The sequence below is a fragment of the Pseudomonas sp. GM33 genome (assembly GCF_000282295.1).
Classification (GTDB): Bacteria; Pseudomonadota; Gammaproteobacteria; order Pseudomonadales; family Pseudomonadaceae; genus Aquipseudomonas; species Aquipseudomonas laurylsulfatiphila.
Genome location: NZ_AKJO01000038.1, coordinates 1 through 22,274, shown reverse-complemented (window position 1 = coordinate 22,274; position 22,274 = coordinate 1). Strand labels below are relative to the sequence as shown.

At 60.9% G+C, this 22,274-nt stretch carries 15 protein-coding genes; 10 read left to right on the top strand and 5 right to left on the bottom strand.

Annotation, left to right across the window (positions count from 1 at the left end; all coding sequences use genetic code 11):
• The first annotated feature begins 133 nt into the window (after positions 1-133).
• Positions 134-970, top strand: coding sequence for a 23S rRNA (adenine(2030)-N(6))-methyltransferase RlmJ (locus PMI26_RS22900; protein ID WP_007971823.1), 837 nt, complete (start codon positions 134-136; stop codon positions 968-970).
• Between the two features lie 100 nt (positions 971-1,070).
• On the opposite strand, the gene msrA is transcribed toward PMI26_RS22900, so the two are convergent.
• From msrA to aceE, 5 genes are all read right to left on the bottom strand, one after another.
• The gene (gene msrA / locus PMI26_RS22905; RefSeq protein ID WP_007971822.1) at positions 1,071-1,721 is read right to left on the bottom strand and encodes a peptide-methionine (S)-S-oxide reductase MsrA; all 651 of its coding nucleotides are present in this window, start codon (positions 1,719-1,721) and stop codon (positions 1,071-1,073) included.
• Positions 1,722-1,899: 178 nt separating this feature from the next.
• Complete coding sequence (locus PMI26_RS22910; RefSeq protein ID WP_007971820.1) at positions 1,900-4,593, bottom strand: putative bifunctional diguanylate cyclase/phosphodiesterase; 2,694 nt, start codon at positions 4,591-4,593, stop codon at positions 1,900-1,902.
• A 230-nt stretch (positions 4,594-4,823) separates the two neighbouring features.
• Positions 4,824-6,218, bottom strand: coding sequence for an alkaline phosphatase D family protein (locus PMI26_RS22915; protein ID WP_007971818.1), 1,395 nt, complete (start codon positions 6,216-6,218; stop codon positions 4,824-4,826).
• Positions 6,219-6,488: 270 nt separating this feature from the next.
• Positions 6,489-8,429, bottom strand: a complete 1,941-nt coding sequence (gene aceF / locus PMI26_RS22920; protein ID WP_007971816.1) for a dihydrolipoyllysine-residue acetyltransferase — start codon at positions 8,427-8,429, stop codon at positions 6,489-6,491.
• Between the two features lie 11 nt (positions 8,430-8,440).
• On the bottom strand, positions 8,441-11,086 hold the full coding sequence (aceE, locus tag PMI26_RS22925; protein WP_007971814.1) for a pyruvate dehydrogenase (acetyl-transferring), homodimeric type: 2,646 nt from the start codon (positions 11,084-11,086) through the stop codon (positions 8,441-8,443).
• Between the two features lie 383 nt (positions 11,087-11,469).
• Between aceE and glnE the strand changes: the two genes are divergently transcribed.
• The 9 genes from glnE to PMI26_RS22970 all read left to right on the top strand — a co-directional run bounded on the left by glnE (position 11,470) and on the right by PMI26_RS22970 (position 22,212).
• The gene (glnE, locus tag PMI26_RS22930) at positions 11,470-14,409 is read left to right on the top strand and encodes a bifunctional [glutamate--ammonia ligase]-adenylyl-L-tyrosine phosphorylase/[glutamate--ammonia-ligase] adenylyltransferase (RefSeq protein ID WP_007971811.1); all 2,940 of its coding nucleotides are present in this window, start codon (positions 11,470-11,472) and stop codon (positions 14,407-14,409) included.
• Positions 14,410-14,698: 289 nt separating this feature from the next.
• On the top strand, positions 14,699-15,733 hold the full coding sequence (gene waaF / locus PMI26_RS22935) for a lipopolysaccharide heptosyltransferase II (protein WP_007971809.1): 1,035 nt from the start codon (positions 14,699-14,701) through the stop codon (positions 15,731-15,733).
• A gap of 1 nt (position 15,734) precedes the next feature.
• Complete coding sequence (gene waaC / locus PMI26_RS22940) at positions 15,735-16,796, top strand: lipopolysaccharide heptosyltransferase I (RefSeq protein WP_007971808.1); 1,062 nt, start codon at positions 15,735-15,737, stop codon at positions 16,794-16,796.
• Positions 16,796-17,920: a glycosyltransferase family 4 protein gene (locus tag PMI26_RS22945; RefSeq protein WP_007971807.1), complete on the top strand. Its 1,125-nt coding sequence runs from the start codon at positions 16,796-16,798 to the stop codon at positions 17,918-17,920. The genes waaC and PMI26_RS22945 overlap by 1 nt, the downstream gene beginning before the upstream one ends.
• The gene (gene rfaP / locus PMI26_RS22950) at positions 17,917-18,723 is read left to right on the top strand and encodes a lipopolysaccharide core heptose(I) kinase RfaP (protein ID WP_007971806.1); all 807 of its coding nucleotides are present in this window, start codon (positions 17,917-17,919) and stop codon (positions 18,721-18,723) included. Before PMI26_RS22945 ends, rfaP begins: the two co-directional genes overlap by 4 nt.
• Positions 18,723-19,457, top strand: coding sequence for a lipopolysaccharide kinase InaA family protein (locus tag PMI26_RS22955; RefSeq protein ID WP_007971805.1), 735 nt, complete (start codon positions 18,723-18,725; stop codon positions 19,455-19,457). Before rfaP ends, PMI26_RS22955 begins: the two co-directional genes overlap by 1 nt.
• Complete coding sequence (locus PMI26_RS22960) at positions 19,454-20,206, top strand: lipopolysaccharide kinase InaA family protein (RefSeq protein WP_007971804.1); 753 nt, start codon at positions 19,454-19,456, stop codon at positions 20,204-20,206. The genes PMI26_RS22955 and PMI26_RS22960 overlap by 4 nt, the downstream gene beginning before the upstream one ends.
• Positions 20,206-21,657: a lipopolysaccharide kinase InaA family protein gene (locus tag PMI26_RS22965; RefSeq protein WP_007971802.1), complete on the top strand. Its 1,452-nt coding sequence runs from the start codon at positions 20,206-20,208 to the stop codon at positions 21,655-21,657. The genes PMI26_RS22960 and PMI26_RS22965 overlap by 1 nt, the downstream gene beginning before the upstream one ends.
• Before the next feature lie 219 nt (positions 21,658-21,876).
• Complete coding sequence (locus tag PMI26_RS22970; RefSeq protein ID WP_007971799.1) at positions 21,877-22,212, top strand: YceK/YidQ family lipoprotein; 336 nt, start codon at positions 21,877-21,879, stop codon at positions 22,210-22,212.
• The last annotated feature ends 62 nt before the right edge of the window (positions 22,213-22,274 follow it).

Below are 22,274 nucleotides of genomic sequence, written 5' to 3'. Positions count from 1 at the left end.
AGGCGTTTCTGAATTTGTCGAGTGATGGTGCGTGCTTATTGCCGCTATGAATGCTCGAAGTGTCCGCTCAGTCCCCAACCCCTGACTTGCCGGCCGGTAAAAGGTAAACTTCCCGGCCTTCGCAGGAGCAACCATGAATTATCGTCACGCCTTCCATGCCGGCAATCACGCCGATGTGTTCAAACACCTGACCTTGACCCGCCTCATCGCCCTGATGTCGCGCAAGGAGCAGCCGTTTGCCTATCTCGACACTCACGCCGGCATCGGTCTGTATGACCTTCAGGGTGATCAGGCCAACCGTACCGGTGAGTACCTGGAAGGCATTGCGCGTTTGTGGGATCAGCCGGATCTGCCGATCCTGACCGCGGATTACATGCAGGTGCTGCACGAGATGAACCCGGATGGCCAGTTGCGCTATTACCCAGGGTCGCCGGAGCTGGCGCGACGTTTGACTCGCCCGCAGGACCGCGTGTTGCTCAACGAGAAGCACCCGGAAGATGGCGTTTTGCTCAAGGACAACATGGCCGGTGATCGTCGGGTCAAGGTGCACCTGGGCGAAGGCTGGCATGTGTCGCGGGCCTTGTTGCCGGTGCCGGAGAAGCGTGCGGTGATGTTGATCGATCCGCCGTTCGAGAAGCTCGACGAGATGCAGCGTTGTGCCGCGTCGCTCAAGGAAGCGATTGGCCGGATGCGCCAGACTGTGGCGGCGATCTGGTACCCGGTGAAGGATCAGCGTGCGCTGCGTCGTTTCTACCAGGACCTGGCCGGTACCGGTGCGCCGAAGTTGTTGCGGGTGGAGTTGCTGGTGCATCCGCTGGATACGCCGAACAGCCTGAACGGCTCCGGACTGGCGATTGCCAATCCGCCGTGGGGGCTGGAGGAGGAGTTGCGTGAGCTGCTGCCGTGGTTGTCCGAGAAGCTTGGACAGACCCAGGGTGGGTGGCGGATGGATTGGTTGATTGCCGAGTAACAAGCGGCATGGTCAAAAGATCGCAGCCTGCGGCAGCTCCTACAGGGTTATTCGTACACCTGTAGGAGCTGCCGAAGGCTGCGATCTTTTGCTTTAGCGATCAGATCGGGCAAGTCACGCCTGTACCGCCGATCCCGCAGTAGCCTTCCGGATTCTTGGCCAGGTACTGCTGGTGATACGTCTCTGCAAAGTAGACGGTCGGGGCCTGGTCGATTTCGGTGCTGATTTCACCGAGGCCGGCCTTGGACAGTTCAGCCTGGTACGCTTCCTTGCTCTTGAGCGCGGCGTCCAGTTGTTCAGGCGAGGTGGCGTAGATCACCGAGCGGTACTGGGTGCCGATGTCGTTGCCCTGACGCATGCCCTGAGTCGGGTTGTGCAGTTCCCAGAACATCGCCAGCAGTTCCTGGTAGCTGACCTTGGCCTTGTCATACACCACCAGCACCACTTCGGCGTGGCCGGTCAGGCCCGAGCAGACTTCTTCGTAGGTCGGGTTCGGCGTGAAGCCGCCAGCGTAACCCACAACCGTGCTGACCACGCCGTCGCGCTGCCAGAAGCGGCGTTCCGCGCCCCAGAAGCAGCCGAGGCCGAAGATCGCGAAGTCGACGTCTTCGAAGAACGGGCCAAGCAAGGGGGTGTCTTTAAACACAAAGTGCTTTTCGGGCAGGGTCATTGCGGTTTCGCGACCGGGCAGAGCTTGTTCTTTAGTAGGGAGCACGTTTTTGTTCACCAGAATTTCCGAGCGCAGAACCATGATCAGTCCTCTCAGTCAGGATGGGTTGTAAGTAAGCAGACCGTTAGTGTGCCCAATGCCGGCCAGATACGCACTACCTTGTGGGAGCGGGCTTGCTCGCGATGAGGGCATAACTTTCAGCATCAATGTCGACTGATCCACCGCTATCGCGAGCAAGCTCCCACAGGTTCTGTGTTTGTCAGGCGATTGGGCCACGCGGGTAGCGTTTGAGCTTTTCGATCAGCTCATTGCCCGGGATCGGACGGTCGAACAGGTAGCCCTGGCCGACGTCGCAGCGGTGACGGCGCAGGAACGACAACTGATCGGCGGTTTCGATGCCTTCAGCCACGACCTTGAGTTTCAGGTTGTGGGCCATGGCGATCACCGCGGAGGTGATTTCCATGTCGTCCTGGTTGTCCGGGATTTCGTGGATGAAGCTTCGATCGATCTTGATGATGTCGATGGGGAATTTTTTCAAGTAGCTGAGCGACGAGTAACCGGTGCCGAAGTCATCCATGGCCAGGGTCAGGCCCAGGCGCTTGAGCTGGTCGAGTTGCAAGTGGGTGTCTTCGGTGGCCTCCAGCAGCAGGCCCTCCGTTAACTCAAGCTCCAGCAAATGCGCGGGCAGGGCTTCTTCCTTGAGGATGGTGGCGATGGAGGCCACCAGGTCCGGATCGGAGAATTGCTTGGGCGACAGGTTGATCGCCACTTGCAGGTTGCCCAGGCCGGCGGCGGTCAGCGCTTTGCTCATGCGGCAGGCCTGGCGGGCGATCCATTTGCCGATCGGGATGATCAGCCCGGTTTCCTCGGCGACGCTGATGAACTGATCCGGGCGGATCATGCCCTTTTCCGGATGATCCCAGCGCAGCAGTGCTTCCATGCCCAGCAAGCGACCACTGCGCAGGCACAGCTTGGGCTGGTAGAACACGTCGAGTTCGTTCTGGGTCAGGGCGCGGCGCAAGTTGTTTTCGACGAACAGCTTGTAGCTGGCCTCGGCGTTCAATGCTTCGGTGAACACTTGCACCTGATGTTTGCCATTGGCCTTGGCCTTGTGCAGCGCCAGCCCGGCGTTGCGCATCAAGGTTTGCGGGTCGCGCCCGTGCAGCGGCGCGCAGGCCAGGCCCACGGACCCCGTGACACTGATCAACTGGTTGTCGACGAACATCGGTTTGTCGAGGGTCGCCAGCAACTGATTGGCCACTTGCTGACCCATCGTGAGGTCACTGTTGTCCAGCAACACGGCGAATTCGTTACTGGCGAATCGCGCCAGGCTGCCGCTCGGGATCAGGCTGTTGCGCAGGCGTCGGGCCAGACTGATCAGCAATTTGTCGCCAGTCTGGTGGCCGAGGCTGTCGTTGATCCGCTTGAAGTTGTCGATGTCCACCAGCAACAGGCTGATCGGCGCGTCGCTGTCGCGGGCGAAGCGTTCGTCGAGGTTGCGGATGAACGCCGGGCGGTTGCCGAGATTGGTCAGGTTGTCGGTGTAGGCCAGTCGCTCGATGCGCTGCTGAGCGAGCTTGGTCTGGGTGATGTCTTCGTAGATGCCGATGTAGTGGGTCAGCTCGCGGTTGTCGCCGTACACCTTGGAGATCGACAACTGGCCCCAGTAGGGTTCTAGGTTTTTCCGGCGGCTCTTGAATTCGCCCTGCCAACTGTTGCTCTTGGCCAGTGCCGAAGGCGCGTCGAACAGCAGTTCGCTGAGGTTCTCCAGGGCCGGCAGTTCCGACAGGCGCTGACCGTGCACTTCTTCGGTGGAGTACTGGGTGATGGCGGTGAAGCTCGGGTTGACGTACTCCACCACGCCATCGCAGTTGACCAGCAGAAAGGCGTTGGCACTTTGCTCGACCGCACGCTGGAACAGGTGCAGGGCGCTGGTTGCGGTGCGCCGGTTGTGGTTGCTGATGACCTGGGCGAACTGGTCGGCCAGTTCTCCGGCGAAGGCGATTTCATCGGACTGCCAGGCACGGGTCGCACCGATTTGTTCCAGGCACAAAACGCCCACCACCTGGCCATCGACACGGATACTGGCGTCGAGCATCGCGTTGACGTCGCGCGGGCGCAGGCTTTCGGCCATCTCCCGGGTGCGCGGGTCGTGCATGGCGTTATGGGCGTCGATGGCACGGCCTGTGTGCAGGGCGTCGAGGTAGTCGGGGAACACGCTGACGTCGATCGGTTGCGGCAGCAGGTATTCCTGATTCGTGCGGTGATAGGCCGAGATCGGCACCAGCATCGAACCTTCGAGGCTCCACAGGCTGGCGCAGTCGATTTGGTAAATGTCGCAGGCGCTGCGGGTGATCAACTCGGCGGCTTCGCGCAAGGAGTTGTTGCTGCTGTAGCGCTGACGGGTAAGCAGCAGGATCAGGTCCTGCTGGGCACGCACCCGGTCCAGATGCAGCAATTGCTCCTGTTGGGCGCGCTGATTGAGCTCCAGGGCGATTTGCAGGCGCGAGTTCTGGGTTTCCAGGTCCAGGGCTGGTTGCAGCGGGTCATCCTCGAACAGGCCGTCAATGACCAACAGGTAGCCGCGCAACAGGTGGCGATTGTGTTGTTTGTAGGCTTCGCCCAATTCCAGCAGATTCAGGGAGCCGGAGGCCGTATGCAGGGTGTAGCGGATCAGGTAATGCGTGCTTTGGGTCAGCTGTTGCTGGACCGCGTCATGAAGTTGATAGCGCGCTTCCGGCTCCATCAGGCTGGCGTAGGGCGAACCTACCAGTGCACACAGCTCCACGGCGGGCAGGCCGAACTGGCGTTCGCAATTGGGATCGAGAAACAGGAGCGCCCAGCTGGGTTCATTAAGCCGTTCGAAACGCAGCATGCCGAGCCGCGAGGGCACAGGCAACTGCGTCACTACCTCGGCCACCATACGGCTGGCGGCATCGGGTTGGCTTTTCATGGAGGGAAACTCGCTTCGAATATGCTGAACGCGCTGGGCTCACGCCCTCTTTACTGTTGCCTGCGGCAAGGTTGCATCATTGCGACACCGACTGACAAGAGAGATGAAGGCCAAGTGCTATAAGAATATGTCGGCAGGCGCGAAGAATTCTGCAGTTCCCGGTAAAAAGTATTGCTATTGATCAGATCGCAGCCTTGAGGGGGCGTCTCGAAGGCTGTGATTTTTTGCCATCAACGCAAATTAATGCCTGTCGATTGCAGCCACTTGCCGTCCCGATCGTGGTAATTCACCTGAATGCGTTGTGCATCGATGACCAGGTGCGCGAAGTTATCCTGACTGATGACTTTGCCGGTCAATTCCTGCCGATATGCGCCAGCAGCGTTCTGTGCCAGCGGCCGGTCGAGGATAAAACTGGATTGACTGGCATAGGGCAGCAGTTTGGTGTTGCACAAGGGTGACGACACGATGGTGTGCACTTCGAAGTCCGGGTCTTCGCTGTGGGTCAGTCGACTGGTCAAGGAGGCGTGGACGTCACCGGACACGAAAATGACATTCTTCAACCGGTGCGAACGAATGGTCTCCAGCAACCGCAGCCGTTGCCCGGGAAAACCGGCCCAGGCGTCATCCCCATCCTGTTTGGCGTCGGGAAAGAACATGACGCTGGTAACCACCAGCTTGACCCGGGCGGGGCTGTTGATCAGCCATTGGCACAAGGCATGTTCCTGTTCGACATCAAGCATGCGTCGATCATCGGCGGACAAGTTGCGTCGGGTGCGACTGTCGGTGACGAACCATTCGATATCGCCATCGGCGAACTGATACCAGTAGTGATTCGGAATCCGGCCGATCCGGCCATCGTCAAGTAGTTCAAATACCGGGCTGTGGCTGGCTTGATATAACTCATATGCAGTGATGGCGTTTTTGTATAGCGCTTCATCGGCCGGTCGTTTCTTGTCCGGCCAGTTATCTTCAATTTCATGATCGTCGAGGATCATGTAAGTCGATACATTGGCCATTAACCTGGAAATATGTGGCTGGGAAAAAGCGGCACGGTATTTTGCAAGTATTTGCTGATATTCGCGGTCAGGCGCAAAGAAGTTCAAGTCGTCGACATAGATCTGGTCGCCAGTCATCAGCGTTGCGCTGACCGGCGGGTCGGCTTGCTTTGCCAATTGAGCCATCGAGGCAAATATCCGGTCACCCAGTTGCGGTGCCGACGGGATGCCTGCGGTCATGCGCAGGTAACGGCATGAGCCGACGAAATAGGCCCGTGGCGTTCTGGCGGCACTGGACCGGGTGCGCAAGCGATAGAGCTCTTGCGGCCATTGCAGCGGCAGTTCCTGCAGCGAATCCGCGGTGTGTTCGGTACTCTGGGTGCTGAACCAGCCGGCCTGGTATTCGTACTCGGTATCGGCTGACAGGTTTTTGAGAACGATGACATCGGACATGTCCTGCAGGTTTGTCAGCCTTGCAAAGACACTGTCAAGCCATTGTTCATGCCCGGACTTCCGATAACGAATGCCGGCAAATACGGGGGCATTGTTTTGCGCTTCGCCGCGCACAAAAATACGCGCGTGATCAGTTGTTGTGTGGCCAATAATCGGGCCGACAGTGGGTTTTAGCATACTTGAGTCCATTCGCTGCCAGTTAATCAGGAAGTTGGTTGTTTCGGATGTAATTGGGTGTTCATCAGAGACTAATTATTTGGCCTGAATAAATACTTGGCAGAAATGGATTCAAGTTGTGGGCGATATCAGCCACAAATGTAGGAAGGTGTTCAAACAAGAACTTCAGGCAAAAAAAAGCCCCGCCAAATTGGCGGGGTTGAGGTACGAGCGTGGCGCTCGGAAACGTGGAACGCGACCGGCCCTCCGGTGAAGGAGGGCCGGTCGGTATTACAGGAGCATGGTGCGGATGTCGCCCAGCAGGTCGCTCAGACGCTTGGTGAAGCGTGCAGCAGCGGCGCCGTTGATCACACGGTGATCGTAGGACAACGACAGTGGCAGCATCAGTTTCGGCTGGAAGGCTTTGCCGTCCCAGACTGGCTGGATGGTGGCCTTGGAAACACCGAGGATCGCCACTTCCGGCGCGTTGACGATCGGCGTGAAGCCGGTGCCGCCAATGTGACCGAGGCTGGAAATGGTGAAGCAGGCGCCTTGCATCTCGTCCGACGAAAGCTTCTTGGTCCGGGCTTTTTCAGCCAGGGAAGCGGCTTCGGCAGCCAGCTGCAGCAGGCTCTTCTGGTCGACGTTCTTGATGACCGGTACCAGCAGGCCATCCGGGGTGTCGACGGCGAAGCCGATGTTCACGTATTTCTTGCGGATGATCGCTTTGCCGCTTGGCGCCAGCGAGCTGTTGAAGTCCGGCAGTTCCTTGAGCAGGTGTGCGCAGGACTTGAGCAGCAACGGCAGGACGGTCAGCTTGACGCCGGCCTTCTCTGCAACGGCTTTCTGGGCAACACGGAATGCTTCGAGTTCGGTGATATCCGCCGAATCGAATTGCGTCACGTGCGGCACGTTCAGCCAGCTGCGGTGCAGGTTGGCAGCACCGACCTGCATCAGGCGGGTCATCGGCACTTCTTCGATTTCACCGAAGCGGCTGAAGTCCACGACCGGAATCGGCGGGATGCCCGCGCCACCGGTTGCGCCGGCAGCAGCGGCCGGTGCTTCCTTGGCCTTCTGCATCATGGCCTTGACGTAAACCTGCACGTCTTCTTTCAGGATGCGACCGTGCGGACCGCTGGCGCCGACGGCGCTCAGCTCGACGCCGAACTCGCGGGCCAGTTGACGCACGGCAGGGCCGGCGTGAACTTTCGCGCCAGGCTTGGCTGGAGCGGCAACCGGGGCAGCAGGTGCGGCGGCCGGTGCAGCAGCGGCTGGAGTCGAAGCAGGAGCGCTCGGAGCAGCAGCGGCAGGTGCCGGTGCAGCAGCCGGTGCAGCGCCTTTGACTTTCAACTTGAGGATCAGGTCGCCAGTACCGACTTCGTCATCGAGCTTGATGGAAACGCTTTCCACCACGCCAGCGGCTGGCGATGGAATTTCCATGCTGGCCTTGTCGGATTCCAGGGTGATCAGCGACTGGTCGGCCTCAACGGTGTCGCCGGCCTTGACCAGGACTTCGATGATCTTGGCCTTGCCCGCCGAACCGATGTCCGGAACGTGGATGTCCTGGACGCTGTCGGCAACCGGTGCAGCCGGAGCTGCTGCAGGTGCAGGTGCAGCGGCAGCAGCTGGAGCGGCAGCCTGGGCCGGGGCGGCAGCCGGTGCCGCAGCACCTGCCACTTCCAGATCCAGGATCAGGTCGCCGGTGCCGACTTCGTCGTTGAGCTTGACGCTGATGGCCTTGACCACGCCAGCGGCAGGCGACGGGATTTCCATGCTGGCCTTGTCGGATTCCAGGGTGATCAACGACTGATCAGCCGCGACGGTGTCGCCGACCTTGACCTGGATCTCGATGATCTGGGCCTTGCCCGACGAACCGATGTCCGGCACGTGCACTTGCTGAACGCTGGCGGCAGCCGGCGCAGCAGCAGGGGCAGCAGCCGGTTTGGCTTCAGCCTTGGCCGCCGGCGCAGCGGCAGCCGCAGGGGCTGGCGCAGCGGCACCTTCGACTTCCAGCTCCAGCAGTTCGTCGCCTTCTTTCAGGCGATCGCCCAGCTTCACTTTCAGGCTCTTGATGATGCCGGCCTTCGGCGCAGGCACTTCCATGCTCGCCTTGTCCGACTCAAGTGTCAGGATGCTCTGGTCGGCTTCGATACGGTCGCCGACCTTCACAAACAGTTCAATTACTTCACCTTCACCGCTGCCGATGTCAGGTACGCGAATGAGTTCGCTCACAGAATCTCTCCTCAGCAGTCCAGTGGGTTGCGTTTTTCCGGGTTGATACCGAACTTGGCGATGGCCTCGGCCACAACCTTAGGTTCGATGTCACCACGGTCAGCCAGTGCTTCCAGGGCTGCCAACACCACGAATTGACGGTCGACTTCGAAGAAATGACGCAGTTTCTTGCGGCTGTCGCTGCGGCCGAAACCGTCGGTGCCCAGGACTTTGAATTCCTTGGACGGTACCCACTGACGGATCTGCTCGGCGAACAGTTTCATGTAGTCGGTAGAGGCAATGACCGGACCCTTACGGCCGTTCAGGCACTCTTCGACATAGCTCAGCTTAGGCTTCTGGCCAGGGTGCAGACGGTTGCTGCGCTCAACGGCCAGGCCGTCGCGACGCAGTTCGTTGAAGCTGGTAACGCTCCACACGTCGGCGCCGACGTTGAACTCTTCACGCAGGATCTTCGCGGCTTCACGGACTTCACGCAGGATGGTGCCGGAGCCCATCAGCTGAACGTGGTGCGCCGCTTCGCGGTTGTCTTCCTCGAGCAGGTACATGCCTTTCTTGATGCCTTCTTCGGCACCGGCCGGCATGGCTGGCTGCTGGTACGACTCGTTCATCACGGTGATGTAGTAGAAGACGTCCTGTTGCTCTTCGGTCATCTTCTTCATGCCGTCCTGAATGATCACCGCCAGCTCGTAGCCGTAGGTTGGATCGTAGGTGCGGCAGTTCGGGATGGTGGCAGCCAGCAGGTGGCTGTGACCGTCTTCGTGTTGCAGGCCTTCACCGTTCAGGGTGGTACGGCCGGCGGTGCCGCCGATCAGGAAGCCACGGGTGCGGCTGTCGCCAGCGGCCCAGGCCAGGTCACCGATACGCTGGAAGCCGAACATCGAGTAGAAGATGTAGAACGGCAGCATCGGCTGGTTGTGGCTGGAGTACGAAGTACCGGCAGCGATGAAGGAGCTCATGGCGCCCGCTTCGTTGATGCCTTCTTCGAGGATCTGGCCCTTCTGGTCTTCCTTGTAGAACATCACCTGGTCTTTATCGACTGGCTCGTAGAGCTGGCCGACGGAGGAGTAGATGCCCAACTGACGGAACATGCCTTCCATACCGAAGGTACGGGCTTCGTCCGGGATGATCGGCACGATGCGCGGACCGATTTCCTTGTCCTTGACCAGTTGCGCGAGGATCCGCACGAAGGCCATGGTGGTGGAGATTTCACGGTCGCCCGAGCCGTCCAGGATCGCCTTGAGGGTGTCCAATGGCGGAGTCGGGATGTTGAAACTGTGAGCGCGACGCTGTGGCACGAAACCGCCCAGTGCGCTACGGCGCTCGCTCAGGTAACGGGCTTCGGCGCTGCCTTCCTCCGGTTTGAAGAACGGCAGGTTTTCCAGCTCGTCGTCCTTGACCGGGATGTCGAAGCGATCGCGGAACAACTTGAGGCTTTCGACGTCGACTTTCTTGGTGTTGTGCGCAGTGTTCTTCGCTTCGCCGGCACCGGTGCCATAACCCTTGATGGTCTTGGCCAGGATGACGGTCGGTTGTTCCTTGTGGTTGACCGCTTCGTGGTACGCCGCGTAGACCTTGTACGGGTCGTGGCCGCCACGGTTGAGTTTCCAGATCTCGTCGTCGGACAGATCAGCAACCATCGCCTTGAGTTCCGGCGTGTTGAAGAAGTGTTCACGCACGAACGCGCCGTCTTTGGCTTTGTAGTTCTGGTACTCGCCGTCGATGACTTCGTCCATGCGGCGTTGCAGGATGCCGTCGACGTCCTTGGCCAGCAGTGGGTCCCAGAAACGGCCCCAGATGACTTTGGTCACGTTCCACTGAGCACCGCGGAACACGCCTTCGAGTTCCTGGATGATCTTGCCGTTGCCGCGAACCGGGCCGTCGAGGCGCTGCAGGTTGCAGTTGATGACGAAGATCAGGTTGTCCAGCTTCTCGCGGCCGGCCAGGGAGATCGCGCCCAGGGATTCCGGCTCGTCGCACTCGCCGTCGCCCAGGAAGCACCAGACTTTCTGTTTGCCTGGCTGGATGAAACCGCGGTGTTCCAGGTACTTCATGAAGCGTGCCTGGTAGATCGCCTGGATCGGGCCCAGACCCATGGATACGGTCGGGAACTGCCAGAAGTCAGGCATCAGCCAAGGGTGCGGGTAGGACGACAGGCCCTGACCGTCGACTTCCTGGCGGAAGTTGTTCATCTGGTCTTCGGTGATGCGGCCTTCCATGAATGCGCGGGCGTAAACGCCTGGCGAGGTGTGGCCCTGGAAGTAGATCAGGTCGCCGCCGTGTTCGTCGGTCGGGGCCTGGAAGAAGTAGTTGAAGCCGATGTCATACAGGGTCGCACTGGAAGCGAAGCTGGAGATGTGACCGCCGAGGTCAGAATCTTTCAGGTTCGTACGCATCACCATGGCCATCGCGTTCCAGCGTACCAGCGAGCGAATGCGGCGTTCCATGAACAGGTCGCCAGGCATGCGTGCTTCGTGGGTAACGGGGATCGTGTTGCGGTAAGGCGTGGTGATGGCGTAAGGCAACTGCGAACCGCTGCGGGTCGCCAGTTCACCCATACGGGTCATCAGATAGTGAGCACGGTCTTCGCCTTCTTTGTCGAGAACCGATTCCAGGGCGTCCAGCCATTCCTGGGTTTCGACGGGATCGAGGTCTTGCATGGCTTGCTCCAGGGCGGAAAGGCTACCAGAATCGGTTGCCTGAGTTAGCGACTGGCCTTGTGGGCAGACGTTATGAATTCTTGGATTGCCGACAGGTTGTTCCGGCGGCGTGTAGTTTTACTACAAATCTTCCGGCATTTCAGCCCGTCTAATGTATATACGAGTAGTAAAACTACAGATGAGCGGCTTGTGGCCCCCGGCTGCGTTGTGAGAATAATCGTTAAGGTTGGTCTTTTTCCAACTACAAAAGGTAAAAGCTTGATGCTGGCTGCCAAAATAAAAGAAATTTCAGCTATTTCTAACTTTTGTTCGACACTCATTCAGGTAGTGGGTTTTCGCAAACCACTACATGCAGTCCGTTGTACGCCGATCAAGGATAGACCATGAGCCTCCCTTCGCTTGCCGAACTGCCCGCCATTCTCCAGCCGTTTGTCACCCGCGCCGAGCAGTCGTTCCGGGCTGCCGTCGCCACTCTGGACGAGGATCACGGGCTGTCTGCCTGGTCGCCGGAGCGCTGGGCGCAATTTGCCCGCGTCACCGCCGCCAGCGATTTCGTGATTGAACAGTCTGTTCGTGACCCTTTGATGTTGCTGCAGCTGGTGCAGTCCGGTGAGCTGGACCGCAGCTACGCGCCGGGTGAATTGTGCGCGCAGATCGCGGCCGCCGTGAGCACGGCCGAGACCGACGATCTGCTTGGCCGTGCCCTGCGCCGCCAGCGCGCGCGCCATCAGGTGCGGATCATCTGGCGCGACCTGACCCGCCAGGCCGATTTGATCCAAACCTGCCGCGACCTCTCGGACATGGCCGATGCCAGCATCGATCAGGCCTATCAATGGTTGTACGTGCGGCATTGCCAGCAATTCGGCGTGCCAACCGGGCGGCGCAGCGGCGAGCCGCAGCAGATGGTCATCCTCGGCATGGGCAAGCTCGGTGCCGTGGAGTTGAACCTGTCGTCGGACATCGACCTGATTTTCGCCTATCCCGAGGGCGGCGAAACCGTCGGCGTGAAACGCGCGCTGGATAACCAGGAGTTCTTCATTCGTTTGGGCCAGCGGCTGATCAAGGCCCTGGACCCGATGACCGTCGACGGCTTTGTATTCCGCGTCGACATGCGCTTGCGCCCCTACGGTTCGGCGGGCGCGCTGGTGCTGAGCTTCAATGCGCTGGAGCAGTACTACCAGGACCAGGGTCGCGACTGGGAACGCTACGCGATGATCAAGTCGCGGGTGGTGGCCGGCGACCAGGTGGCTGGCGCGCAACTGCAAGAGATGCTGCGGCCGTTCGTTTACCGGCGTTACCTGGACTTCTCGGCCATCGAAGCGCTGCGCACCATGAAGCAGTTGATCCAGCAGGAAGTGCGGCGCAAGGGCATGGCCGACAACATCAAGCTCGGCTCTGGCGGCATTCGTGAAGTCGAGTTCATTGCCCAGGCGTTCCAGCTGATCCACGGCGGTCGCGACCTGAGCTTGCAGCAGCGCCCGCTATTAAAGGTGCTGAGCACCCTGGAAGGTCAGGGTTATCTGCCGCCGGCCGTGATCAGTGAGCTGCGCGAAGGCTACGAATTCCTGCGTTACACCGAACACGCGATTCAGGCGATCGCTGACCGTCAGACGCAAATGTTGCCCGATGGCGAGCAGGATCAGGCGCGCATTGCCTTTATGCTGGGTTTCGCCAACTGGACGGCATTCCACGAACAACTGATGTACTGGCGTGGCCGGGTAGCCTGGCACTTCGGGCAGGTGATCGCCGATCCCGACGAAGAGCAGGGCGCCGAAAGCGAAGTGGTGGTTGGCGGCGAGTGGTTGCCGCTGTGGGAAGAGGCTCAGGACGATGAGGCCGCTTGCCGCCAGCTGGAGGAGGGTGGTTTCAAGGATGCCCCCAAGGCCTTGAAAGCCTTGGCCGGTCTGCGCAGCAGTCCGCAATTGCGGGCGATGCAGCGTCTGGGACGCGAACGCCTCGATGCGTTTATTCCGCGTTTGCTGGCGCAGGCCGTGGAACATGCCAATCCGGATCTGGTGCTGGAACGCGTGTTGCCGCTGGTTGAAGCCGTGGCCCGTCGCTCCGCGTACCTGGTGCTGCTGACCGAGAACCCTGGCGCCTTGCGGCGTTTGCTGACGTTGTGCGCCGCGAGCCCCTGGATCGCCGAGCAAATCACCCGTTTCCCGCTGCTGCTCGACGAATTGCTCAACGAAGGCCGACTGTTCAAGCCGCCACTGGCGCCAGAACTGGCAGCCGAGTTGCGCGAGCGCCTGACGCGGATTCCCGAGGACGACCTCGAACAGCAAATGGAAGCGCTGCGTCACTTCAAGCTGGCGCACCGCTTGCGGGTGGCCGCCTCGGAAATTGCCGGCAGCCTGCCGCTGATGAAAGTCAGCGACTACCTGACCTGGCTCGCCGAAGCGATTCTGGAACAGGTGCTCGCACTGGCGTGGCGCCAGACCGTGGCCAAGTACGGCACGCCCCTGCGCACCGATGGCACCTTGTGCGATCCCGGCTTCATCATTGTCGGTTATGGGAAAGTCGGTGGCCTGGAACTCGGGCATGGTTCGGACCTGGACCTGGTGTTCATCCACGACGGTGATCCGCAAGCTGAAACCGATGGGCCCAAACCCATCGACGGCGCGCAATTTTTCACCCGCCTGGGGCAGCGGATCATTCACCTGCTGACGGCGCAGACCAACTCCGGGCAGTTGTATGAAGTGGACATGCGCCTGCGGCCGTCCGGTGCGTCGGGGTTGCTGGTGAGTTCTTTGGGGGCGTTTGCCCGTTATCAGGAGAACGAAGCCTGGACCTGGGAGCATCAGGCGCTGGTGCGGGCGCGCGTGCTGGTGGGCAGTCAGGATGTCGGCCAGGCCTTCGAGAAAGTCCGTGCTGCGATATTGGGCAAGGCGCGTGATTTGCCGACCCTGCGCCAGGAGGTCAGCGAGATGCGCGCCAAGATGCGCGATAACCTCGGCAGCAAGAGCACGGCGGCCGGCACCGGGGCAAATGCCTTCGAAGCCACGGCGCCGTTCGATATCAAGCAGGATGCCGGAGGTATCGTCGATATTGAATTTATGGTGCAATACGCGGCCCTGGCGTGGTCCGAAACACACCCGCCATTGCTGCGCTGGACCGATAACATCCGCATTCTGGAAGAGCTGGAGCACGAAGGGCTGATGCCCGTCGAAGATGCCAGCCTGTTGCGTGAAGCGTATAAAGCGTACCGTTCCGCCGCCCACCGACAGGCTCTGCAGAAGAACCCGGGGGTGATACCGGCCGACCAGTTCGCGGACGAACGGCAGCAGGTCATGCGGATCTGGCGTGAGCTGGGGTTACGCTGAAACGCGTCAGTTGCAGCGACAGGATTCAAAGGTGGGAGCGGGCTTGTTCGCGAAGGCGGAGTGTCAGTCGATAGAGATATTGGATGTGATGGCCCCTTCGCGAGCAAGCCCGCTCCCACAGTAGATCTGCAGTGTCAAATACCCAATGTGGGAGCGAGCCTGCTCGCGATAGCGGAGTGACAGTCGACAGCAATGTTGAAGGTGATGACCCATCGCAAGCCGCCATGCTCCCGCAGAGATTCTCGAGGCGGGGAGGCGTAGGCCTCCCCGGTTCGTTTATGGAAACCACATGAAAATTCTGATCGTTGGGCCCAGTTGGGTCGGTGACATGGTGATGGCGCAGACACTTTTCCAGTGTCTCAAGCAACGCCACCCGCAGTGCGAAATCGACGTGCTGGCCCCCGAGTGGAGCCGGCCGATTCTTGAGCGCATGCCCGAAGTTCGCCAGGCCTTGAGCTTTCCGCTCGGTCATGGCGTGCTGGAGTTGGCGACGCGCCGGCGCATCGGCAAATCCCTGGCCGGCCAGTACGACCAGGCGATCCTGCTGCCCAATTCCCTGAAGTCGGCGCTGGTGCCGTTCTTTGCCGGCATCCCGAAACGCACCGGCTGGCGTGGCGAATTCCGCTATGGCCTGCTCAATGACGTGCGCACGCTGGATAAGGATCGTTATCCGCTGATGATCGAGCGCTTCATGGCCCTGGCCTACGAGCCGGGCGTCGAGCTGCCGAAACCCTATCCGCGTCCGACGCTGCAGATCGACCCGGTCACCCGCGAGGCGGCGCTGGCCAGGTTCGGCCTGGCCCTCGACCGTCCGGTGTTGGCCCTGTGCCCCGGCGCCGAGTTTGGCGAGTCCAAGCGTTGGCCATCCGAGCATTACGCCAAGGTCGCCGAAACGAAGATCCGTGAAGGCTGGCAAGTCTGGCTGTTCGGTTCGAAAAACGACCACGCCGTCGGCGAAGACATCCGCGCGCGGCTGATTCCCGGCCTGCGTGAAGAATCGGTCAACCTCAGCGGCGGCACCTCGCTGGCCGAAGCCATCGACCTGCTGTCCTGCGCCGATTCGGTGGTGTCCAACGACTCCGGCCTGATGCACGTCGCCGCCGCGCTGAACCGCCCGCTGGTCGCGGTCTACGGCTCGACGTCGCCGGGTTTCACACCACCGTTGGCCGAGCACGTGGAAATCGTACGCCTGGGCATCGAGTGCAGCCCGTGCTTCGATCGCACCTGCCGTTTCGGCCATTACAACTGCCTGCGCCAGCTCATGCCGCAAGCCGTGAACGAAGCCTTGCAGCGGTTGCAAGGCACTGTGGTCGAGGTCAAATAGCTTGCGGGTTCTGTTGATCAAGACTTCTTCGCTGGGCGACGTCATTCATGCGTTGCCGGCGTTGACCGACGCGGCGCGGGCGATTCCCGGCATCAAATTCGACTGGGTGGTGGAAGAAGGCTTTGCCGAAATCCCGACCTGGCATCCGGCGGTGGGCAAGGTGATTCCGGTGGCGATCCGTCGCTGGCGCAAAAACATCTGGCAGACCATCAAGAGCGGTGAGTGGAAACGCTTCAAGCAAAGCGTTCGCGCCACGAAATACGACTTGGTGATCGACGCCCAGGGCTTGCTGAAAAGCGCCTGGCTGACCCGTTACGTCAAGGCACCGGTGGCCGGCCTCGATAAAAGCTCGGCGCGCGAGCCCATCGCTGCGCGTTTTTACAATCGGCGTCTGGCCGTTGCCCGTGGGCAGCACGCGGTGGAGCGAGTGCGTCAATTGTTCGCCATCGCGTTGGGCTATGACCTGCCAAAAGGCATGGGCGACTACGGTCTGAATGTCGAGCGCCTGGTGGAGTTGCCGCGCAAGAATCCGTACGTGGTGTTTCTGCATGGCACGACCTGGGACACCAAGCACTGGCCTGAAGCTTACTGGCGCGAGCTGACCGAACGGGTCGGCTATCTGGGCGTCGGGGTCAAGTTGCCTTGGGGCAATGCGCAGGAGAAAGCCCGCGCCGAGCGCATCGCCGCCGGTTTCAAGCACGCCGAAGTGTTGCCCAAATTGAACCTGGCCGGTGTCGGCAAGGTGCTGGCCGGCGCGCAAGCCTGCGTGGCGGTGGATACCGGCCTGGGCCACCTGGCCGCTGCGCTGGATGTGCCGACGCTGTCGCTGTTCGGCCCGACCAATCCGGGCCTGACCGGCGCCTACGGCAAAGTGCAGATTCACCTGGCCAGCGACTTCCCGTGTGCGCCGTGCCTGCAAAAGAAATGCACCTATCAACCGACGGCCGAAGATGCCCGTCAGTTTGACCTGAAACGCGAGTGGCCCCTGTGCTTCACGCGTCTGAACCCCGAGCGTGTCGCCAGCCGACTGAGCACGTTGTTAATGGCTGAGGAGCTGCGCTGATGCAATTGGCATTTGTCCTGTACAAATATTTTCCGTTTGGCGGCTTGCAGCGCGATTTCATGCGCATTGCCCTGGAGTGCCAGAAGCGCGGCCATCAGATTCGCGTTTACACGCTGATCTGGGAGGGCGACGTACCGCCGGGTTTCGAAGTGCTGGTGGCGCCGGTCAAGGCGTTCTTCAACCATCGACGCAACGAAAAACTCAGCGAATGGATGGAAGCCGACCTGGCCAAGCGCCCGGTCGACCGCTTGATCGGCTTCAACAAAATGCCGGGCCTGGACGTCTACTACGCCGCCGACGGCTGCTTCGAAGACAAGGCGCAGAACCTGCGCAACTCGCTGTACCGCCGTTGGGGCCGCTATCGCCACTTCGCCGAATACGAGCGCGCGGTGTTCGCCAAAGAGGCGAAGACCGAAGTGCTGATGATTTCCGAGGTCCAGCAGCCACTGTTCATCAAGCATTACGACACACCGCTGGAGCGTTTCCATCTGCTGCCACCGGGTATCGCCCAGGACCGTCGCCGACCGGCCGATGCCGATGACATTCGCGCCGGGTTCCGTGCCGAATTCGACCTCAAGGACGGCGAACTGCTGCTGGTGCAGATCGGCTCCGGGTTCAAGACCAAGGGTGTGGACCGCAGCCTCAAGGCACTGGCGGCATTGCCTGCCGAGCTGAGGAAGCGCACCCGGCTGTTTGTAATTGGCCAGGATGACCCCAAGTTATTCCAGATGCAGAGCGCGACATTGGGGTTGGGCGACAACGTCACGTTCCTCAAGGGGCGCAGCGATATCCCGCGTTTCCTGTTGGGTGCCGATCTGTTGATTCACCCGGCGTACAACGAAAATACCGGCACCGTGCTGCTCGAAGCCCTGGTGGCCGGCTTGCCGGTGTTGGTGAGCGCGGTGTGCGGTTACGCCCATTACATCGCCGAGGCCGATGCTGGCCTGGTGCTGGACGAACCCTTCGATCAGGCTCAGCTGACGCAATACCTGACCGGCATGTTGAACGACGCTCAAGCAAGGGCGGCCTGGAGCCGCAATGGTCTGGCCTTCGCCGAAACGGCCGACCTCTACAGCATGCCGCAACACGCGGCCGATGTGATTCTGGCGGAGCACGCTAAATGAAGTTGATGCTGGCTGAACCGTTCAAGAGCCTCTGGGCCGGACGCGACCCGTTCGCCGAAGTCGAGGGGCTCAAGGGCGAGGTGTACCGCGAGCTGGAAGCGCGCCGGACATTGCGCACGGAAGTCGACGGCAACGGATTTTTCGTGAAAATCCACCGTGGCATCGGCTGGGGCGAAATCTTCAAGAACCTGCTCACTGCCAAGCTCCCGGTACTGGGTGCCGGTCAGGAATGGAAGGCGATTCAGCGCCTGCAGGAAGCCGGCGTGCCGACCATGACCGCCGTAGCGTATGGCGAGAAGGGCAGTAACCCGGCCGACCAGCACTCGTTCATCGTTACCGAAGAGTTGGCGCCCACCGTCAGCCTCGAAGACTTCAGCATCAACTGGGTCAAGCAGCCACCCGAGCCAAAACTCAAGCGCGCGCTGATCGCCGAAGTCGCACGTATGACCGGCATGATGCACCGCGCCGGGGTCAACCACCGCGACTGCTACATCTGTCATTTCCTGCTGCACACCGACAAACCGGTGACCGCTGACGACTTCAAGCTTTCAGTGATCGACCTGCACCGCGCCCAGACCCGTCCGGCGATCACTTCGCGCTGGCGCAACAAGGATCTGGCCGCCCTGTACTTTTCCGCCCTGGACATCGGCCTGACCCGCCGCGACAAACTGCGTTTTCTCAAGGGCTATTTCCAGCAGCCGCTGCGGCAGATCCTGAGCGAAGAAGCCGGGCTGCTGAGCTGGCTCGATGGCAAGGCCAACAAGCTCTACGAGCGTAAACAGCGATACGGGGATGCGCTCTGATGTCGGGTTGGAAACTGGAGCCGGCCTACAGCGATCTGGCCGATGACTTTGGCAGCCTTGAGGCGGTGTTTGCGCTTCAGGGCGAACAATTGACCAAGGACCTGCTCTCCGAGGTCATTCGCGTTCAGCGCAATGGCGTCAACTATTACGTCAAGCGCTACGTGGGTGCCGGCAAAGGCTTGCGGCGTTACCTCGGCAAGCCTCGGGTGAAGATGGAGTGGCAGAACCTCAAGCGCTTCGCCAAGTGGGGCATTCCCACGGCCGAAGTGGTGGCCTGGGGGCTGGAACGTCGCGGTGCGGCCTACGCTCGCGGCGCGATGATTACCCGGGAACTACCGCGTACCGAAGACTTGTCGGCACTGGCCGAGCGCCGCGATCCGAAACTGTCGGATCGCGCCTGGGTCGATGCCGTCAGTCGTCAGTTGGCCCAGTACACCCGGACCATGCACGACCACCGTTTCACCCATAATGATCTGAAGTGGCGCAATCTGCTGATCGACGATGAGGCTCGACTGTTTCTGATCGATTGCCCCAACGGCGATTTCTGGCGCGGCTTCTGGCTCAAGTACCGCATCACCAAGGATCTGGCATGCCTGGACAAGGTCGCCAAGTATCAACTGTCGGCTACCCAGCGCCTGCGCTTTTACCTGCAATACCGCAACCGGACCCGGCTCAACGCCGCGGACAAGAAACGTATCCGGCACGTGGTGAGATTTTTCGAGGGACGCGAATGACTGATTTTCTGGCCGCTGAAGACCGTGCGCTGCTTGAGCGCCATGGTCTCGGCACGTTCGAGGCGCTCTGGGCCAAACAGCTCGATGCGGTGGACGAACCCAACACCGGTCGCGGCGGCTGGAGCAGCGTGTTTCGACTGGATCTGGAAGGTCATGGCTACTACCTCAAGCGGCAAAGCAACTACCTGACCCGCACCTTGCGCGCGCCGTTCGGCGAGCCGAGTTTCGCCCGCGAGTTTCGCAACATCTCCCGTTACCGGAAGATGGGCATTCCAGCACTGGAAGCGGTGTTCTACGGGCAGCGCAAGGTCAATGGCGAAGTCCGCGCGATCCTGATGACTCGTGCCCTGGACGGCTGGGACGACCTCGACTCACTGTTGCAGCGCTGGGCTCAACTGAGTCCTGAGCAGCACTCGGAAATCCTCAAGGCCAGTGGCGAACTGGCCCGGCAACTGCACGCTGCACGCCAGGTGCACGGGTGTTTCTATCCCAAGCACATTTTCATGCGTGCCACTGGTCACGGCTACCAGGCTCAGTTGATCGACCTGGAAAAGACCCGGCCGCTGCTGTACGGGCAGCGTGACCGAATCAAGGACCTGGAACCGCTGACGCGCCGCGCGCCCGAGTGGGGCGAGTCGCAGCTGCGGCAATTGCTGGCGGCCTATCTGGATCAGCCGCAGGACAGCTCGCTGATCGACAGCTGGCTGCAGCGCTTGACCGCCCGGCGCAGCCAAAAGGGGCCACGTTGATGCGTTTGTCCGACTTGAAATCCGCTGGCCGCCATCCGGCGTTGCCGCTGAGCGTTTCGCTGGCCGATGCCGCCGGTCCCGCCGATTTGCAACTGTTGAGCCTGTTGCGGGTATTGCCGGGGCAGCGTTATGTCGGTGCCGGTGTCTGGCGTGGCCGGCCGGTGTTGGCCAAGTTGCTGGTCGGCAGCAAGGCTGCACGGCATTTTCAGCGTGAACTGGACGGCGTGCGCCTGCTCTCCGACCAGGGCCTGACCACGCCGCAGTTGTTGGCCGACGGCCTGAAAGACGGCGAGGGTGGCTGGCTGCTGTTTGATTTCCTTGAGCATGCCGAAAGCCTGGGTGACACCTGGAAGCAGGTTGAGCAGCAGCCCGTACTGTCCGATGGGCAAGGGGCGGTGCTGGCCGAGGCGTTGGGTGCGATCGGTCAGATGCATCGCAAGGGCCTGTGGCAGGAAGACCTGCATCTGGACAATCTACTGCGCCAGGGCGGCCGCCTGTACCTGATCGATGGTGCCGGTATCTGCAGCGAGACGCCTGGCCAGCCGCTGTCGCGGCAGAAAGTCCTGGAAAACCTCGGGGTGTTCTTCGCCCAGTTGCCGAAGTCGATCGAGCCCTTCATTGAAGAGTTGCTGGTGTATTACCTGCTCAGCAACGGCGAGCACGCCTTGCCCATGGAGGCGCTGCAGAAGCAGATCGACAAGGTCCGCAACTGGCGCCTCAAGGACTACCTGATCAAGGTCGGCCGCGAGTGCACGCTGTTCAGCGTCCAGCGCGGGGCCTTCGGACTGCGGGCGATTCGCCGCGAGGAAGAAGCGTCGATGGTGCCGGTGCTGGAGCAGGCCGATGCCTTGCTCGATCAGGGGTATCTGTACAAGACCGGCGGCGCGGCGAGTGTCGGCAAGGTCGAAGTGGATGGCCGCACGCTGGTGATCAAGCGCTACAACATCAAGGGTTTTTCCCACTGGCTCAAGCGTTTCTGGCGCCCGAGCCGGGCCTGGCATTCATGGCGCGAAGGCAATCGCCTGGCGTTCCTCGGGATTGCCACGCCCAAGCCGCTGGCGTTGCTGGAGAAGCGTTTCCTGTGGCTGCGCAGCCGGGCGTACCTGATCACCGAGTATCTGCCGGGGCCGGACATCATCGAGCGTTTTGCGCCCTACGTTGAAAGCGGTGATGCACCGCAGGCCGAACTGGCGGCGCTGGATCATCTGTTTGCCGAGCTGATTCGTTTGCGTATCAGTCATGGCGATTTCAAGGGCCATAACCTGTTCTGGCAGCAGGATCGTTGGGCGTTGATCGACCTCGACTCGATGTGCCAGCACGGCTCGCTCGGCAGTTATGCACCGGCATATGCGCGGGATCGGGCGCGGTTCATGCGTAACTGGCCTGAAGGCAGTGCCCTTTATCAGGTCATCGATCAGCGTCTTCCCAAAGATATCTCTAGCGCTGGCTGAATCGGACCTTCGGTCCTTTCGCGGGCAAGCCCGCTCCCACAGTAGTTCCGGTCGCTCAGAAATCCCTGTGGGAGCGGGCTTGCCCGCGAAGGGGCCGGAACAGCCAACCGAGAAAGCAGACAGGTTCTTGTGAACCGTCCTACGCGATCTTGGGAAGCCATGAACTGTGGCCGAAATCACCCCGATGCTAGTTTGCCTGACGTTCTCGGAGGGCAGACTGTGTCGATCAAAATGGCAGTTTCATCAGGTGTTTTGTCCGTGTCGCTAATCGGCTGCGGGACCGCCGCTACGGTCCTCCAGGATGAAGCCGATGCAGCGCACGGGCTGCGCAGGCAAAAAACCTATTGTCAATCCATTCCCCGGGTCTATAGCGGCCTCGCTTATGACTTCTGCGTACTGAACGCACCGCCCGACCCCACGGGTGTCCTCGTACCGCTCATTTTGCTCGACCTGGCCCTGTCCGGCGCACTGGACACCGCCGTCTTGCCCTACACGATTTACCGGCAAAGCGTGGACGGCAATATCCTTGTCTACTGGCGCCCTTCGAGCGGCTGAAAATACCCCGAGATCCCCGCTGCAGTTGCTCGCCGCTTGTGGCTAAAGGCTAGCCGCCGCTT

What these genes read in the sequence shown, in the direction of transcription:
- PMI26_RS22910 (WP_007971820.1), bottom strand. Translation starts at nt 4,593, where the DNA reads ATGAAAAGCCAACCCGATGCCGCCAGCCGTATGGTGGCCGAGGTAGTG.
- PMI26_RS22945 (WP_007971807.1), top strand. Translation starts at nt 16,796, where the DNA reads ATGCAATTGGCATTTGTCCTGTACAAATATTTTCCGTTTGGCGGCTTG.
- PMI26_RS22900 (WP_007971823.1), top strand. Translation starts at nt 134, where the DNA reads ATGAATTATCGTCACGCCTTCCATGCCGGCAATCACGCCGATGTGTTC.
- rfaP (WP_007971806.1), top strand. Translation starts at nt 17,917, where the DNA reads ATGAAGTTGATGCTGGCTGAACCGTTCAAGAGCCTCTGGGCCGGACGC.
- msrA (WP_007971822.1), bottom strand. Translation starts at nt 1,721, where the DNA reads ATGGTTCTGCGCTCGGAAATTCTGGTGAACAAAAACGTGCTCCCTACT.
- PMI26_RS22960 (WP_007971804.1), top strand. Translation starts at nt 19,454, where the DNA reads ATGACTGATTTTCTGGCCGCTGAAGACCGTGCGCTGCTTGAGCGCCAT.
- PMI26_RS22955 (WP_007971805.1), top strand. Translation starts at nt 18,723, where the DNA reads ATGTCGGGTTGGAAACTGGAGCCGGCCTACAGCGATCTGGCCGATGAC.
- PMI26_RS22965 (WP_007971802.1), top strand. Translation starts at nt 20,206, where the DNA reads ATGCGTTTGTCCGACTTGAAATCCGCTGGCCGCCATCCGGCGTTGCCG.
- glnE (WP_007971811.1), top strand. Translation starts at nt 11,470, where the DNA reads ATGAGCCTCCCTTCGCTTGCCGAACTGCCCGCCATTCTCCAGCCGTTT.
- PMI26_RS22915 (WP_007971818.1), bottom strand. Translation starts at nt 6,218, where the DNA reads ATGCTAAAACCCACTGTCGGCCCGATTATTGGCCACACAACAACTGAT.
- waaF (WP_007971809.1), top strand. Translation starts at nt 14,699, where the DNA reads ATGAAAATTCTGATCGTTGGGCCCAGTTGGGTCGGTGACATGGTGATG.
- aceE (WP_007971814.1), bottom strand. Translation starts at nt 11,086, where the DNA reads ATGCAAGACCTCGATCCCGTCGAAACCCAGGAATGGCTGGACGCCCTG.